Raw genomic sequence first — 14,856 nt, forward strand, 5'->3', positions numbered from 1 at the left:
GTCGATCAGTCCCACGCGAGGCGCTTCGAGAAATAGCGCGCCCGCGCCCACACGTCGCGCGAGTAATCGTCGCCCGCCGAGCCGTCGTCGAGCTTGGCCCAGCTCGCCGCGTCCTTCGGCTGCGTCCGGACGTTGCCCGGCCCGAAGTTGTATCCGGCGATGGAGCCCGCGAGCCATTGCTCCCGCGTCCAGCTCGGGTGCGCGGCTTTCACGGACTTGTACGTGTCGCTCCAGATCCTCATCGCCTGCTCGGCGTGATCCATGCTGAAGGGCCCGCCTTTTGGCTTGTGAAACTCCTTGTCGACCTGGAACATCCCGTACCCGTCGGGATCGTATTTCCCGTACCCGTCCGCGCGGAGGTGCCTGCCGAAGCCGGATTCGCGGCTCGCGAGGCCGAGCAGGAGTGCCGGGGGAATGCCGTATTTCGCGCCGAGCTTCTTCGCGAGCGGCACGAGCTTCTGCGCCCGCGCCCGGTCCATCGGCGCCTCCACGCTCGCCCGCGGCATCTTGCCGGGCTTCATCGTGAGCAAGATCTTGTTTTGCCGCTCGGCGCGGTTCGGGCGATCTTCGGGCTCCTCGGGCTTCTTCTTGGCCGTCTTTTTCCCGCCGGCGTACAGGGCCATGCTGCCGGTCTTCACGACGCTGCCGCAATCGAGGCAATCCCCGACGCGGACGACGGCCTTGCCATTGACGTAGATCTCGTCGGAGCCCTCCTCGGCCACGCTGTCGTGGTGCGGGTGGTCCGGGCCGTCGTGCGGCTCCCAGAGGTCGCCGACCCGCACGACGGCGTGCCCGTCGAGGAAGACGTCCGGGCTGCCCTCGATGGCCTTGCGCGGCGCGCACCCGTCGTGCCCGCTGCATTCGTCCACGCCCTTGCGAGCTACCAGTGCCATCGGCCCCTCCCCGTCACCACTTCAGGTTCTTCGAATACCACTGCGCCTCGGCCCAGACGTCGCGCGAATAATCGTCGTGCGCGGTGCCGTTGTCGAGCTGCCCCCACGCCGCCGTGGACGAGGGCCGCGTCTGCGCGTTGCCCGGGCCCGAGTTGTAGGCGACGAGGCCCGCGGCGAGGTACTCCTCCTCGCTCCAGCCGGGGTGCTTGTGCTTGATCTGGCCCATGTATCCTTTGTAGATGTCCATCGCCTGATCGATGTGGTGCCAGTCCGAAGGGCCGCCCTTCGGCGTGTGGTAGCGCTTATCGACCTGGAACAGCCCGAAGCCCATCCCGTCGAATTTGCTGTAGCCGTTCGCGTCGAGGAACTCGCCGAACGCCGATTCGCGGTTCATCCAGGCGAGCGCGAGGGCCGGCGGGATGTCGTACCGCTCGCCGATCTTCTTCGCGAGCTCCTTGTAATGCTCCGCCTTCGCTTTGCGGGCCGCGGCGATCTGGTGGTATTTGCCCGCGGGGCCGGGGTTCATCTTGCCGAGTAGCTCGTTCTGCTTCGCGGCCTTCGATTTGCCGGGGTGCTCCTTGGCGTGCTCGTGCTTCGGGTGCTCTTTTTCGTGCTTGGGCGGCTCGTGTTTTGCGTGCTCGTGCTTCGCCTCGTGAGGCTCGTGCTTCGCGGGTTTCTTCGTCCCGTGTCCGCCGAGTTTCTTCGGCTTGCGCCCCGCAGGCACCTCCACGGGCGGGTTCAACTGGATCTTCGGGCCGCCCTTGACGACGAGCTCCTTTCCGGCCTGGATGATGACGTTCCCTTTCGCCGAGAGGATGAGATCCCCGTCGACCGTGACGTGCCGGTTGCCCTTCGTCTCTTCGAGCTCGTCCTCCTGGACGACCTTGTGCAGGTCCTTCGTGGCTTCGAGGTAAAAGAGCTCCCCGTCCGCCTTGTCGTCGAACGTGATTTCGTTGCCGCCGTTCTTCGAGCTCGATTTGAGCGTCGTGCGGGTCTTGTGCTCCGGGATCGCATGAGGCACCGGCGAGATCGTGCCGAACAAGCGGCCCACGACGACGGGGAGGTCGGGGTCGCCTTCGAGAAACGCGACGAGCACCTCCTGCCCGACGCGCGGCATCGTGACCATGCCAAACCCAGGCCCCGCCCAGGCCTGGGAGACGCGCACCCAGCACGAGCCCTTCTCGTCGCCCTTCGCCTCGCGATCCCACGGAAATTGCAGCCGCACGCGACCATGTTCGTCGCAATGGATGTCCTCGCCCGGCGGCCCGACGACGACCGCGCTCTGGATGCCGTGGATGCGCGGCTTGCCGGCCTTCGAGAGCGGCTTGAACGCGCCGTCCTCGCCGCTCCGGTGCGCGTCGCCATGGCTTATCGCGGTGAGCAGGGGCCGGAAAGGCTTCTCCGCCGAGACGGCCTCGCCGCCCGCATGCCAATCGTCGTCGACGTCGCCCGAGAGGAACGACGAGAGGACGAGGAGCTTCTTTCCATTTTTGAGATCCCGGTGCGGGTGTCCCTTCATCGAAAAGACGGTGCCCGGCGCGACGTCGGTCGCCGATGTGTTGAAGCTGATGCGGCTCGACGCGCCGCGCATGGCCTCGACGTGCCGCTGTGCCTTGCGCTTGGCCTCTTTCTCATTGTGCCGGTAATTGCCCTCGGCGTCGCCGACGGGCGTGGCGCCGTCGCCGTCGCCGGCGGCGTGGCTCGAGCCAGGGAGGAAGAAATACTCTTCGAGCAGGCTGTCCGGCCCGTCGTCGCCTTCGCTGTGCGCGCCGGCGAGCGGGAACGTCGGGCGGCGGAAATCGAAATCACGCACGACGGCGCGCCCCGGGCGCACGTCGTGGGCGATGCTCACGTCCGTGATGTGCTCCGCTTTCTCCGCGAGGCTCGCCGAGCGCACGAACGGCAGCGCCTTCTCGCGCGGCTCCGAGGCATTCGGCGCGTCGGTGAGGATCATCTTCGTCTCCTTCTCGCCCTCGGGGGTCGTGAAGAAAAACGAGATGCCCGCGTCGACGAGCAAGCGCCGCACGAAATCGTGATCGGTCTCGCCGTATTGCACCTTGAACTCGCGCTTCGCGTAGTCGTCCTCGTCGAGCCGGAGCTCGAAGGGCAAATGCCACTCCGCGAGGACCTTTTTCACGATCTGCGGCACGGACGCGTGCTTGTAGACGCGGTGGTTGCGGCGATGGGAGAGCAGCCAGAACGCCGGGACGATGCGGAGCGCGTACGTCGAGAGCCCGTCGGATTCGACCTCGGTCTGCGCGATCCTCGCGCACACGCCCGTCCAGATGCGCGGGCCGCTGTGCCCCACGAGCCCGAACGACGCGGGGCGGCCGCTGATCTTCTTCAGATCGACGTCGTCGTCGCCGACCGCGATCACGTCGATCTGGAACGACGCATTGAGCGCCTCGTGCACCGAGAAGCTGCGGACGTCGAGGTGTTCCCCGGATTCCAGTGAGATTTTCACGTTGCTCATGGCTTCATCGTTCTCCCGAAGGGTCTTGCCGAGGAGCGCTCACTTGAACGTCAATTTGTAGAGTTTGTCGACGAGCTTCGTCGGGTTCACGAGGGCGGGGTGCCTGCGGTAAGGGCCGCTCATCTGCGTGAGCGCCTGTCCGCGCGCCCGCTCGCCGTAGAGCTCGAAATGGATCATCGACATGCCGAGCGAATCGAGCAGGCCGACGTACGCGATGTGCTCGCCGCGTTTGACCTTCTGCCCGGCCCGGACGCTCACCCGCTTGCTGCTCGATATCTCGCCATACCGGACGACGCCGACGCCCGGGTGGTAGACCTCGAGCGCGTTCGTCCCATCGTAGAAGAAATACGGCGGGCGGATGATGACGCCGTCGGCGATCGCGCGGATCTTCGAGCCAAACGGCGCATACAGATCCACGCCACCATGCTTGCGGCCTCCGGAGCGTGGGCAGCCGAAGTAGCGGGGACCGTCCTTCCAGCTCGCCGTGGGTTTTTTCCAGAGCGGAAAAATGAGCTTGTGTTCGGTCTTCGAATCCTTGTCGTCGTCCTTGTCGGGCTTCGGCTTCTTCGGCGGCGGTTTCTTCGGCGGCGGTTTGGGCTGGCTCGGCTGCGGCGAGGCGCCTCCGGTGCCGCTCGACGCGCCGGGGAGCTTGAGCTGCTGTCCGACGGAGATCTGATTCGGATTCGAGATCTGCGGGTTCGCCTTCAGGATCGCGCTGACCGTGGTGCCGTGCGTGTCCGCGATCGCGCCGAGCGTATCGCCCGACTTCACCGTATACGAGCCCGGGGCTTTGGCCGACAGCGCCATGATCTTCTGCGGCGCGTGCGCGGCGTGCGCTGGCGTCTCCGGCACGACCGTCCGCGCGACGAACGCCACGGGCGCGGGCGGCGGCGCGCCGGCGACGGGCCCGGGCGGCGGGATGAAGATGGGAGGCGGCGGCCCGAGGTCGAAAGGCGTGTCGTCGTTCGACATGAGATCTCCGGCGCAAGCAAGGTCGTTGCCAACGGCGCGAGATCGTCAAATACGCGAAATCAATGGTCTTGCACAGCGGGATCCGGCGCGGGGGTGGATGAGTGACGATCCATCCCTGGGGAACGCGTTCCCCAGGACGTCCAGGGTTCTACCCCGCGCACTCCGCGCAGAGCTTGCCGAGCGTACGAATCGCGTGATCGAAGAGCTCGGACCACGGGTGCCCGCACGACAGACGGATGTACCCCGAAAAGCGCTGCTTCGCCGAAAAGAGCGGGCCCGGCGCGACGGAAATGCCCCGCGCGAGCGCCCGTTCCGAGAGCAGGAGCGCGCTCGTGCCCGGCGGCAGCTCGACCCACAACAGAAAACCGCCCGCGGGGCGCGAAATGCGCGTGCCGGGCGGGAAGTATTCGGCCACGGCCTCGCTCACCCGCTCGACCTGCGCCGCGAGCTTGCGTCGGAGTCCGCGGAGGTGATGGTCGTAGCCGCCATTGTCGAGGAAATCCGCGACGGCCATCTGCGGCAGGGTCGCCGTGGCCACGCTTTGGACGAACTTGAGCTGCTCGACCTCCTCGCGGAAGATGCCGGGCGCAGCCCAGCCGACGCGATAGCCCGGCGCGAGCGTCTTCGAGAACGAGGAGCACAGCATCACGAGGCCCCGTTTGTCGAAGGCTTTCGCCGGCCGCGGGCGCTCGTCGCCGAAATGGAGGTCGCCGTAGATGTCGTCCTCGATGAGCGGGATTTCCCGGCGCCCGAGCATCTCCACGAGCTCTTCTTTGGCCTCGTCCGGCATCAAGGAGCCAAGGGGGTTGTTGAAGTTCGGGATCGCCATCACCGCGCGAATGCGGTGGCGCCCCATGGCCTCGGCGAGCGCGGCGAGGTCCATGCCCGTGCGCGGGTGCGCGGGAATCTCGATGACGCGCATGTTGAGGCTCGCGAGGAGCCGCAAGAGCCCGTAATACGCGGGGGATTCGACGGCGACCGTGTCGCCCGGCCGCGTCACGGCGCGCAGGCAGAGGTGGAGCGCCTCGGCGGCTCCCACGGTGGTGACGATGTCGTCGGCCGAGAGCGCGCAGCCCCATTCGATGGATCGACGCGCGATCTGCCGGCGGAGCGCGAGCAGGCCCGGCGGCAAGTCGTACGCGACGCCCGCGCCGCCCGCGGTCCGGGCGATGAGGCTCGAGGCGCGGTTGAGCCGCTCGGTCGGCAAGAGCTCGGGATCGAGGAAACCCGCGCCGAGGGGCACGATGCTGGGATCCCGCCCGGCGCCATAGAGCTTCGCGACCATGCTCTCGATGCTCGGGCGGCTCGTGGTCGTGCACGCGCGCGCCGCGCGGGGCTCGGGCGGGAGCGGCGCCCGGCGGGCCCGCACGTAATGCCCCGATTGCGGCCGCGCCTCGACGAGGCCGCGGTTCTCGAGGTCGAGGTAGGCCTGCAGCACCGTCGCGATGCTGACGCTCTGCTGGCGCGCGAGCCTCCGCACCGAGGGGATCCGATCCCCCGGACGGAGCGTGCCCAGCTCGATCAACTCCTCGATGTGCGCGGCGACGCGCTCGTAAAGAAGCCCCTGCCCGGCGGCGACGGTTTCTTGCTGCACGGGGACCAAGGATACTCTGCGACGGCCTTACGCGCACCGGTACAGTTGCCGCGGGCGGCGACCAGTACAGTGCTGCGTTCGCTCAACTGTACCGGTCGCACATGCCAAGCAACTGCATCTGTGCCGGCTGCCGATCCGGGGTCAAGCTCCGGGCATGACGACGACCGTGCCAAGTTTCCGCGCGGGCGTGGCGCGCTTCGCGCCGCGCCTCGTCGAGCTCGATCTCGCCAAGGGCGCGCTGTGGGCGCAAAAGCTCCGGGGGCCGTTCGCCCTCGCGTGTACGAGCGGTTCGGTCTGGCTCACCCGCGAGGGTGATCCGGACGACGTGGTGCTCTCGGCGGGCGGCTGCTACCGTGGCGCCGATCAGGGGCTCGTCGTGGTCGAGGCCCTCTCGCGGGCGCACATCACGGTGTCGAGAGAAGGTGTTTCGGGAAAACTTCGGCGGCTCCTCGCGGCCCTCCGGCAGCGATGGCTCGTGCTCGTCTCGTTGTTCTCCCTCTACGTCATCTGGGGCTCGACGTACCTCGGGATGCACATCGCGCTGGAGACGCTGCCGCCGTTTTTCATGGGCGGCATACGTTTCGTGTCCGCAGGCGGCATTCTGTACGGGGCGCTGCGGCTGCGCGGCGAGGCCGGGCCGTCGCTCCGGCAATGGGCCGGGGCCGCGCTCGTGGGCGCGCTCTTGCTCGCGTGTGGCAATGGGTTTCTCGCGATCGGCCAGCAGCGGGGGTGGGTGAGCTCGGGCGTCGCCGCGGTCGTGGTGACGACGATGCCGCTCTGGATGGCCGTGCTCGGGAGCGGCGTGGCGTTCGTGCAGCGCCGCACGGGACGCGAAGGGACGTCCGCCGCGCCTTCGGCCGGCGAATGGGTGGGGCTGCTGGTCGGCTTCACGGGCGCCGCGCTCTTGCACCTCGGCGGCGTGATGGGCGGATCGACGGGCGGGCTTTTGCTCATGATGCTTTCGCCATTCGCCTGGGCGGTCGGCTCGCTGCTCAGCCGGTTTCTGGATCTGCCAAAGGGCGCCATGGCCTCGGCCGCGCAGATGATCGCGGGCGGCGTGATCATGCTCTCCCTCTCGCCGCTCCTCGGGGAGGCGCGGCCGCTCGCGCCCTCGTTCCGCTCGCTCGCGGCGCTCGCGTATCTGACGGTGTTCGGCTCGATCGTGGGGTTCTCCGCGTACGGCTATCTCATCCGGAACACGCGGCCGGCCATCGCGACGAGTTATGCCTACGTGAACCCGCTCGTCGCCATTGCGCTCGGGATCTGGCTCGGCGGCGAGGCGGCCTCGGCGACGACGTGGCTCGCGGCGCTCATCGTGATTTCGGGCGTCGTGATCGTCTCGATCGCGCGGGCGCGGCCTTCGCGCGCCTGAGCGGTCCTCCTCAAGCCTTCGGGGCGCAGCCGCCGTGCGCGTGCGCCTCGGGGTCGCACGTGCAATCGACGCAGCCATGCTCGGCGCAGGTCCCGCACGAAACGGCGACCTGCTTGCGCAGCGCCTCGCGCGCGCGGAAGACGCGCACGGCCGCGTTCGAGGGCGTGATCCCCTGCTCCTCGGCGAATTCCTTCACCGCGACGCCCTCCACCTCGATGCGCTCGAGCGCCGCGCGATATTCGGGTTTGAGCGTCTTCGCGAGGCGCGTGACGCATTGGCAGATCGCGCCGCGGACCTCCTGGTTCGGCTCGGCGTGCTCCTCGACCTCGGAGGCGAAGGCGTCGAGCGCGCGCCGCGCGGAGCCCTGGCGGCGCCGATGGTCGACGACGGCGTTGCGCAAGAGGCGGTAGAACCAGGCGATCGCCGATTCGTCCTTCCGGATGGTCTCGAGCCGCGAGAGGCCGCGCGTGAAGGCTTCTTGCAGGATGTCCTCGGCGAGGGCGCGGTCCCCGAGGCGGCGTTCGAGGAACGCCAGAAACTCCCGGTGGTTGTCGACGAGGACCCGCGCGACGTCGCCCTCCACGGGCAAGGCGGCGGTCGTCTCCGAGGTCGGGCGAGGATCATCCATCGGGTCGTTTGTCCCCTCCGCGGGCGCTCCTGTCAACTCGACGCGCGCGCTCATCGGTGCGCGCCATGCGCGCGAAGGCGCAACGAGCTCAGGAGGACGGACACGCTCGACAGGCTCATGGCCGCGCTCGCCAGGACCGGCGAGAGGAGCCAGCCGGTCAGCGGAAAGAGCGCGCCCGCGGCGATGGGAATGCCGACGACGTTGTAAACGAAGGCCCAGAAGAGGTTTCGCCGGATGGTGCGCAGCGTGGCGCGCGCGAGGCCGAGCGCGGTCGGGAGCGAGGCGATCCCGCCCCGGAGCAAGGCGATGTCGGCCGCGGCGACCGCGATGTCGGTGCCGCTCGCGATCGCGATGCCGACGTGGGCGGAGGCGAGCGCCGGCGCGTCGTTGATGCCGTCGCCGACCATGGCGACGACGCGGCCTTTCGCGCGCTCGTCGGAGACGATCCGCGCCTTGTCCTCCGGCCGCACGTCCGCGTGGACCTCGTCGATCCCGAGCGTTCGCGCGACGGCGCGCGCGGTGGCCTCGCGATCGCCCGTCGCCATGGCGACACGCACGCCGAGCGCATGCAGGGCGGCGACGGCTTCCTTCGCCTCCGCCGTCGGCAGATCCGCGACCGCCACGAGGCCCGCGAGCTTTCCGTCGACGGCGACGAAGGAAGGCGTGCTGCCGGCCTGCGCGAGCGCGTCCGCGGCCTCTTCGAGCGGCGCCGCGTCGATGCCGTGCTCGGCGAGGTAACGCGTGGTGCCGATTCGAACCTCGCGCCCCGTGACCCGCGCGATCACGCCGCGCCCTGCCTCCGCGCGGAATTCCTCCGGCGCGACGACGGCCAATTGGCGCGCGCGCGCCCCGTCGACGAGAGCCTTTGCCACCGGATGCTCGCTGCCGAGCTCCGCCGATCCCACGAGCTTGAGGAGCTCGTCTTCGCCGAAGCTCGGCAGGGTTTTCACCGCCGAGAGCGTGGGGCGGCCGGCCGTGACCGTGCCCGTTTTATCGAGGATCACCGTATCCACGCGGCTCGCGGCTTCGAGCGCGGTGCCGCCCTTCACGAGCACGCCGAGCTCCGCGCCGCGGCCCGTGCCCACGGCGACGGCCGCGGGCGTGGCGAGGCCGAGCGCGCAGGGGCAAGCAATGACGAGCACCGCGACGAACCGCTCGACCGCGGCGGCGAGGCCCGTGGCGGAGGGATCGACGAGGAGCCACGCGAAAAACGCGAGGGTCGCGATTCCGAGGACCACCGGGACGAACACGCCGCTCACCGTGTCCGCGAGGCGCGCAATGGGCGCCTTCGAGCCTTGTGCTTGCTCGACGGCGGAGGCGATCTGCGCGAGGGCGGTCTCCGCGCCGGTCTTCGTGATGCGCACCGTGAGCTGTCCGCTCTGGTTCAGCGTGCCGCCGAACACGGAAGAGCCTGCGGTCTTGTCGACGGGGAGGCTCTCGCCGGTGAGCATCGATTCGTCGACCGCCGACGCGCCCGCGACCACTTCGCCGTCGCTCGGCAGGCGTTCGCCGGGACGAACCCGGACGACGTCGCCCGGCGCGAGCTCGGCGAGAGGGATTTCCTCCTCGAGGTTGCCATCGCCGCGCAGGCGCCACGCTGTTTTCGGGCTGAGCGCGACGAGCCCACGCACGGCGTCGGTGAGGCGCTTTTTCGCGCGCGTCTCGAGGAGCTTGCCGAAGAGGACGAAGCTCACGATGGCCCCGACGGCTTCAAAATAGACGTGCGGCTTTTGGCCGTGCGCGGCGTGCGGGAAGAGGCCTGGCGCGAGGACGGCGATCGCGGAGTAGATCCACGCGGCGCCCGTTCCGAGGCTGATGAGCGTGTTCATGTCGGCGGCGTGGTGCCGGAGCGCGATCCACGCGAGGCGGAAGAACCGGCGGCCCGGGCCGAGGATCACGGCCGTCGCGAGGGCGAGCTGCACGAAGCGCCCGACGGGCCCGTCCGCGCCGGGGATCCGGCCGTGCGACATGCCGAGGACGAGCAGCGGGACGGAGAGCCCGAGCGCGACGGCGAAGTCGCGCCGGAGCACGCTGCGCTCGTGGTCGAGGCTCGCGTCGGCTGCGTGGGTGCGTTCGGCCGGCGCAGCGGCGGAGCTCTCCGGCGCGGCCGCTTGCTTGGGGACGTCGTAGCCCGCGCGCTCGATGGCGGTGACGAGCGCCTCGGTTCCGGCGGCCGCGGGGTCGTACGTGATCGTCGCGGTGCGCGTGACGAGGTTGACCCGGGCCTCGCGGACGCCGCTCGTCGCGAGCAAGGCGCGCTCGATGCGCCGCACGCAGGCGGCGCAGGTCATGCCTTCGACGGGCAGATCGATACGGCGAGTCGCCGGGGCGGTCTTTTCGGGGAGGAGGGCGGGGACGGATGCGGTCGACATGATACCTCGCTGTCGACCGGCGCAGACGCGCCCCGGGCCAGCGCATTACACCGGGGGCCTCGGGTGAAATGAAGCGCGGGCTTCTGCGTCTTCGGGGTGTGAGCGGCGAGCGGGCCGCTCCCCGGAAAGGAAAGAGGCCATGAACGAGACTTTGCTCCACGTCGACGGGATGAGCTGCCCGTCTTGCATTCGTCACATCGACAGCGCGCTGCGCGGTCTCGACGGCGTCGAGAAGGTCGACGTGAAGCTCCGCGAGGGCACGGTCCTCGTGAAGCACGATCCGTCGAGCGCGCCGACGAACGCGCTCATCGAGGCGCTGCGCGACGCCGGCTACGAATCGCGCCCCCGCGCTGCCTGAATCGCGGGCGAGCGCGCCGGAGCTTGCGGAGATTCCCGCGAGCTCCGGCGCTCGGGCGTTCAGCTGCAAGACCCTTCGCCGCAGCTCATCTGCGCGCCGTGCTTTTGCGTGGCCGTCGGGGTCGGCGCGGGGGACGGCGCGGGCTTTTCGGCGGGCTCGGCCGGGGTCGCGGTCACGGGCGAAGGGGCGGGGAGCGCGGCGGCCTGCGTTTCGGCGGGAGGCGCCGTCGTCGCGCGCGGCGTCGCGGCGGGTTTGACTGCGGTTTTCGCTGGAGAAGCCGAGGGCGGGGGCGCCGCGGACGCGGGGACGGTCGCCGCAGGGGGCGCGGCGCCTGGCATTTCGTGCGCCGGCGGAGGGGGAGCGGCGGGAGCCTCGGCCACGGGTTTCACCTCCGTGCCGTTCGTCGGCGCCGGGGACGTGGTGCAGCCGGCGATCAGGGCGCCTGCCCCGAGGGCGGCGAGCGCCTCGTAGATACTCTTCGCATTCATGACCAAGCTCCTTCGTGGTGTTCCGCCGGTTCGACGGAAGGGGTACGACCCTGCCGACGCAAGGAGGCGCCTGTGATTACAGTCGTTGGACCGCGGGGGGGGGGCGGCCGGACGCGCACGTCCGAGGCAGGAGCCCCGAGCGTCACGCCCGATCGCGACGAGCTCACGCGCGCTTTTCGCGCTGCTGACGCGCCCACGTCTCGAAGCTGATGGGCGAGAGGCCGTAGGAGCGGGCGATCTCCGGCCGCGCGAGCACCGGGGCAACGTTCACGTACGCCATGCCCTGCGCGACGCCGGGATGCATTCCGGCGGCGACGGCCTCCTCGACCGTACCTGATTGCACCACGTACGTCTTGCCGTCGAGGCGCGAGAGGATCTCGGCAATCTGAGGAAGCGTGAGCAGCTCGCCGGCGAGCTGCAGCGTCACGCCGTGGAACCTCGCAGGATCGGTGATCGCCGCGGCGGCCGCTTTGCCGACGTCCTCCGGCGCGATCAGCTCGACGAGCCGATCGGTCCGGAGCACCGTGACCATCCGGTACCCTTCGAGGAAGCCGGCCGGATCCAGCATGGAGTGGTCCATGAAGGTGGCCGGCAAAATGAGGGTCCAATGCGCGAAGCCTGCGCTCCGTACGAGCTCGCAGGTGGCGAGCTTGTTCTCCCAGTAAACCTCGTGCGCCTTCCATCGGCCCTCGGCCCACCCCTCGACGTTGCGGTGATCGCCGACGCCGGACGTCGCCGTGTGCACGAACGTCCGGACGCCTTCGGCGCGCGCGGCCTCGACGAGGTTCTGCCCTTGCCGGCGCTCCTTGCTGTAGTCGACGCCGGTCGCGGACATGATCGGTGCTTGCATGGAGAACACGGCATCCGCCCCGACGCAGGCCGCGCGCAGGGACGCCGGTTCGTCGAGATCGCCGACGACCACCTCGGCGCCAGCCGCAGCAAGCGCCCTTGCGTTCGGCGCATCGGGGTTGCGCACCATCACGCGTACGGATGTGCTGCCTTCGGCGAGGAGCGCCCGGGCGGTGGCGCCTCCCTGACGCCCCGTGGCCGCGGTGACGAGAACGGTGTCGGTTCGATGGGTCTTCATGAGGGAACTGTAAGCTCCGCGTTTCGGACGCCCCATGAACCAGCGTCTTGATTCGCTGACCGATCGTCCAAATACTGGGGGCCGTGATGCCCATGGGTCCCTTCGAGGAAGTCATCGGCGGGATGCACGCCGGCGGCTCGCTCTACGCGAAGTTCCTGGTCCGCGCGCCCTGGGGCATTCGCTTCTCGACGGGCCCGCAGGCACGGCTCGTCGTCGTCGCGCGTGGGGGCTGCTGGCTCCGTTGGGGCGGGAGCAAGACGCCGCTCGTGGTGGAGACCGGCGACTGCCTCATCGTCAAGCCGGGCGTCGCGTTCGACTTGAGCGATGCACGGCAGCGCAAGGCGATCTCCTGCGAATCGCTGGGGGTGACGCACGACGGATACGTCGTCGAGTACGGCGGCACGGGCGAGCCGACGGAGCTGCTCATCGGCCGCTTCTCGTTCGACGCCGTCGCCGCCGAGCCGCTCGTGGCACCGATGCCGCCGCTCGTCCATGTGTCGCTCGAAAAGGCGCACGCCGACCTCGTGCAGACCACGCTCGCCTTGATGGGAAAGGAGATGGCGCAGGATCGTCCCGGAGCGAGGCTCGTTGTCGACCGCTTGACCGACGCGCTGTTCGTTCAGGCGATGCGCGCACTCTTCTCCGAGGGGTGTTCCTTCGCGCCGGGGTGGGCGACGGCGCTCACCGACGGGCGCGTGGTGAAGGCCATCCGCGCCGTGCACGCGGACATCACGCGGCCGTGGACCGTCGCGCAGATGGCGCACGAAGCCGGCATGTCGCGTTCGAGCTTTGCGGTGGCGTTCACGTCCGCCGTCGGAGAGTCGCCGCTCGACTACGTCACGAACTGGCGCATCTACCGAGCCAAGGTGCTTCTGTCGTCGAGTAGCGAGTCTCTCCCCGAGATTGCGACGCGCGTCGGCTACGATTCCGATACCGCCCTCAGCCGCGCGTTCAGGCGCAAGGTCGGCATCCCCCCGGGCGCGTTTCGCCGAAGGGTGTCGGCAGAACGGGGGCCACGCCTGTGACCCACCGCCAGACACCCTGGAGCGTATCGCAACAATCCTTTTGCCTGGGCCTGCTCCTGCTCGGGGGGTGCGGGGGCGCGGTCGCGACGCCGGCGAGCGCGGTGACCGGCGACGCGCCCGCGGTGCATTCTTCCTTCGTGATCGATCCGGACCTTCACACGCTCTCCGCCACCGTGTGCCCCCGTGATTTGCGGCTCGAGCGGCTGCGCATGACGACGCCCGAATTCATCGAGCGCGTGCGTCGGCCGCGCATCTTGCGGGCCACAGGAGACGTGCCGCTCGCATTCGAAGAGGACGCCCTGCCCATGGCATCCATGGCGGACGGCGATTGTATCGGATACGACGTGGATCTCGGGCCGCCGCGGGAGGGTTTCTGGATTGCGCCCGGGGAAGCCCACGTGATCGCGGCGCCCGACGTCTGGCTGCTCGCGCCCGAGCCTCGGCCCGAAGGGACGCTCTTGACCGCGAGCTTCACGCTCCCGCCAGGCGTTCGCGCAGCGGTCCCCTGGCCGGACGATCCACGAGGCCATCGCGTGCCGGAGACCGCGTTCACGTTGCGAGGCGCCGCCGCCTTCGGAAAACTCGAGCAAGCGACAGCGCGCGTGGGCGGCGCCGAGCTCGATCTCGTCTCGCTCGGCAGCGGCTTCGGCGAGCGCGCGCCGCTCGTCTCGAAATGGATGCAGAAAAGCGCGTCCGCGCTGACCGAGCTCCACGACGGGCTTCCCGTGCCCCGTGTGATGGCGCTGCTCCTGCCCGTGTCGGGGTCGGACGTCGGATTCGGCATGGCGCTGCGCGGCGGCGGCCCGACGGTGATGATCATGGTGGGTTCGTCGGTCACGCCCGCGTCGCTCGATACGGACTGGACGGCCGTGCACGAGCTCTTTCATCTCTCGGCGCCGCGATTCCATCCGAGGGACGCCTGGCTCTCCGAAGGTCTCGCGACGTATTACACGGACATCCTGATGGCGCGAGCAGGAATGCTGGACGAGCGCAGCGCCTGGGACGATCTGCGAGACGGCTTTTCCCGAGGGAGCCGCCGCGGGACGGGGCGCACATTGCGGCAGGAGAGCATCGACATGCACGAGACCTACGCATACCAGCGCGTGTACTGGGCCGGCGCGGCCCTTTCGCTGCTCGCAGACGTCGAGCTCCGAAAACGAGGCGTGGAAGGCGGCCTCGACGGGCCCATGCGCGAGCTCGCGCGTTGCTGCGCCCGCTCCGAGGAGGCGTGGTCCGCCGAGAAGTTCGCCGCATTCGTGGATCAAAAGACGGGCCAATCCGTGGTGCAGTCCCTGTTCGAGCATTACCTCGATCGAGCGGATTTCCCCGATACGGCGGAGATCCTCGCGGCGCTCGGCGTGAAGGGCGCCGGCCGGGAGATGACGCTCGTCGCGGATGCGCCACGCGCCAGCGTGCGGAGTGCGATGATGGCGCCCCGCGCCGGGGGCGCGAAGCCCTGAAGCCGTTTCGCTGGGGCTTTGCCCCAGGCCCCACCAGGAGCTGTCCGCTCCTGGACCTGGACCAGCGCAAGCGCTGGACTCGTGGTCGATGAACTGCGCTCCGCGCAGTTCATCGAACGGGCCAGGTCAAGACC

The 14,856-nt window shown here is 69.4% G+C and carries 12 protein-coding genes; 4 read left to right on the forward strand and 8 right to left on the reverse strand.

Going from position 1 to position 14,856, the window contains the following annotated elements:
* Positions 1-5 precede the first annotated feature (5 nt).
* From QHF85_RS33890 to QHF85_RS33905, 4 genes are all read right to left on the reverse strand, one after another.
* The gene (locus tag QHF85_RS33890; protein WP_281331543.1) at positions 6-893 is read right to left on the reverse strand and encodes a PAAR domain-containing protein; all 888 of its coding nucleotides are present in this window, start codon (positions 891-893) and stop codon (positions 6-8) included.
* A gap of 13 nt (positions 894-906) precedes the next feature.
* Positions 907-3,366: a type VI secretion system tip protein TssI/VgrG gene (gene tssI, locus QHF85_RS33895; RefSeq protein WP_281331544.1), complete on the reverse strand. Its 2,460-nt coding sequence runs from the start codon at positions 3,364-3,366 to the stop codon at positions 907-909.
* Between the two features lie 39 nt (positions 3,367-3,405).
* Positions 3,406-4,338 (reverse strand): LysM peptidoglycan-binding domain-containing protein, encoded by a 933-nt coding sequence (locus QHF85_RS33900; RefSeq protein WP_281331545.1) that lies wholly within the window; start codon positions 4,336-4,338, stop codon positions 3,406-3,408.
* 148 nt (positions 4,339-4,486) lie between these two features.
* On the reverse strand, positions 4,487-5,932 hold the full coding sequence (locus QHF85_RS33905) for a PLP-dependent aminotransferase family protein (protein ID WP_281331546.1): 1,446 nt from the start codon (positions 5,930-5,932) through the stop codon (positions 4,487-4,489).
* A gap of 154 nt (positions 5,933-6,086) precedes the next feature.
* Between QHF85_RS33905 and yedA the strand changes: the two genes are divergently transcribed.
* On the forward strand, positions 6,087-7,304 hold the full coding sequence (gene yedA / locus QHF85_RS33910; RefSeq protein WP_281331547.1) for a drug/metabolite exporter YedA: 1,218 nt from the start codon (positions 6,087-6,089) through the stop codon (positions 7,302-7,304).
* A 10-nt stretch (positions 7,305-7,314) separates the two neighbouring features.
* On the opposite strand, the gene QHF85_RS33915 is transcribed toward yedA, so the two are convergent.
* Positions 7,315-7,932, reverse strand: coding sequence for a sigma-70 family RNA polymerase sigma factor (locus QHF85_RS33915; protein ID WP_281331548.1), 618 nt, complete (start codon positions 7,930-7,932; stop codon positions 7,315-7,317).
* A gap of 50 nt (positions 7,933-7,982) precedes the next feature.
* Entirely contained in the window at positions 7,983-10,304 is a 2,322-nt protein-coding gene (locus QHF85_RS33920; protein WP_281331549.1) for a heavy metal translocating P-type ATPase, read from the reverse strand.
* A gap of 139 nt (positions 10,305-10,443) precedes the next feature.
* Here QHF85_RS33920 and QHF85_RS33925 point away from each other — a divergent pair, with 139 nt between their 5' ends.
* Complete coding sequence (locus tag QHF85_RS33925) at positions 10,444-10,662, forward strand: heavy-metal-associated domain-containing protein (RefSeq protein WP_281331550.1); 219 nt, start codon at positions 10,444-10,446, stop codon at positions 10,660-10,662.
* A 59-nt stretch (positions 10,663-10,721) separates the two neighbouring features.
* Here QHF85_RS33925 and QHF85_RS33930 read toward each other — a convergent pair whose 3' ends face one another.
* Together QHF85_RS33930 and QHF85_RS33935 are read right to left on the reverse strand one after the other, a co-directional pair.
* Positions 10,722-11,150 (reverse strand): hypothetical protein, encoded by a 429-nt coding sequence (locus tag QHF85_RS33930; RefSeq protein WP_281331551.1) that lies wholly within the window; start codon positions 11,148-11,150, stop codon positions 10,722-10,724.
* A gap of 163 nt (positions 11,151-11,313) precedes the next feature.
* Positions 11,314-12,237 (reverse strand): NmrA family NAD(P)-binding protein, encoded by a 924-nt coding sequence (locus QHF85_RS33935; protein ID WP_281331552.1) that lies wholly within the window; start codon positions 12,235-12,237, stop codon positions 11,314-11,316.
* Positions 12,238-12,323: 86 nt separating this feature from the next.
* On the opposite strand from QHF85_RS33935, the gene QHF85_RS33940 reads away from it, so the two are divergent.
* Entirely contained in the window at positions 12,324-13,262 is a 939-nt protein-coding gene (locus QHF85_RS33940) for an AraC family transcriptional regulator (RefSeq protein WP_281331553.1), read from the forward strand.
* Positions 13,263-13,384: 122 nt separating this feature from the next.
* Positions 13,385-14,722: a hypothetical protein gene (locus tag QHF85_RS33945; protein ID WP_281331554.1), complete on the forward strand. Its 1,338-nt coding sequence runs from the start codon at positions 13,385-13,387 to the stop codon at positions 14,720-14,722.
* The last annotated feature ends 134 nt before the right edge of the window (positions 14,723-14,856 follow it).

The sequence above is a fragment of the Polyangium sp. 6x1 genome, assembly GCF_029946515.1.
Classification (GTDB): domain Bacteria; phylum Myxococcota_A; class Polyangia; order Polyangiales; family Polyangiaceae; genus Polyangium.

Excerpts from the sequence above, each read along its gene's own strand:
- QHF85_RS33915 (WP_281331548.1), bottom strand. The coding sequence starts at position 7,932 with ATGGATGATCCTCGCCCGACCTCGGAGACGACCGCCGCCTTGCCCGTG.
- tssI (WP_281331544.1), bottom strand. The coding sequence starts at position 3,366 with ATGAGCAACGTGAAAATCTCACTGGAATCCGGGGAACACCTCGACGTC.
- QHF85_RS33900 (WP_281331545.1), bottom strand. The coding sequence starts at position 4,338 with ATGTCGAACGACGACACGCCTTTCGACCTCGGGCCGCCGCCTCCCATC.
- QHF85_RS33935 (WP_281331552.1), bottom strand. The coding sequence starts at position 12,237 with ATGAAGACCCATCGAACCGACACCGTTCTCGTCACCGCGGCCACGGGG.
- QHF85_RS33890 (WP_281331543.1), bottom strand. The coding sequence starts at position 893 with ATGGCACTGGTAGCTCGCAAGGGCGTGGACGAATGCAGCGGGCACGAC.
- QHF85_RS33925 (WP_281331550.1), top strand. The coding sequence starts at position 10,444 with ATGAACGAGACTTTGCTCCACGTCGACGGGATGAGCTGCCCGTCTTGC.
- QHF85_RS33930 (WP_281331551.1), bottom strand. The coding sequence starts at position 11,150 with ATGAATGCGAAGAGTATCTACGAGGCGCTCGCCGCCCTCGGGGCAGGC.
- yedA (WP_281331547.1), top strand. The coding sequence starts at position 6,087 with ATGACGACGACCGTGCCAAGTTTCCGCGCGGGCGTGGCGCGCTTCGCG.
- QHF85_RS33940 (WP_281331553.1), top strand. The coding sequence starts at position 12,324 with ATGCCCATGGGTCCCTTCGAGGAAGTCATCGGCGGGATGCACGCCGGC.
- QHF85_RS33920 (WP_281331549.1), bottom strand. The coding sequence starts at position 10,304 with ATGTCGACCGCATCCGTCCCCGCCCTCCTCCCCGAAAAGACCGCCCCG.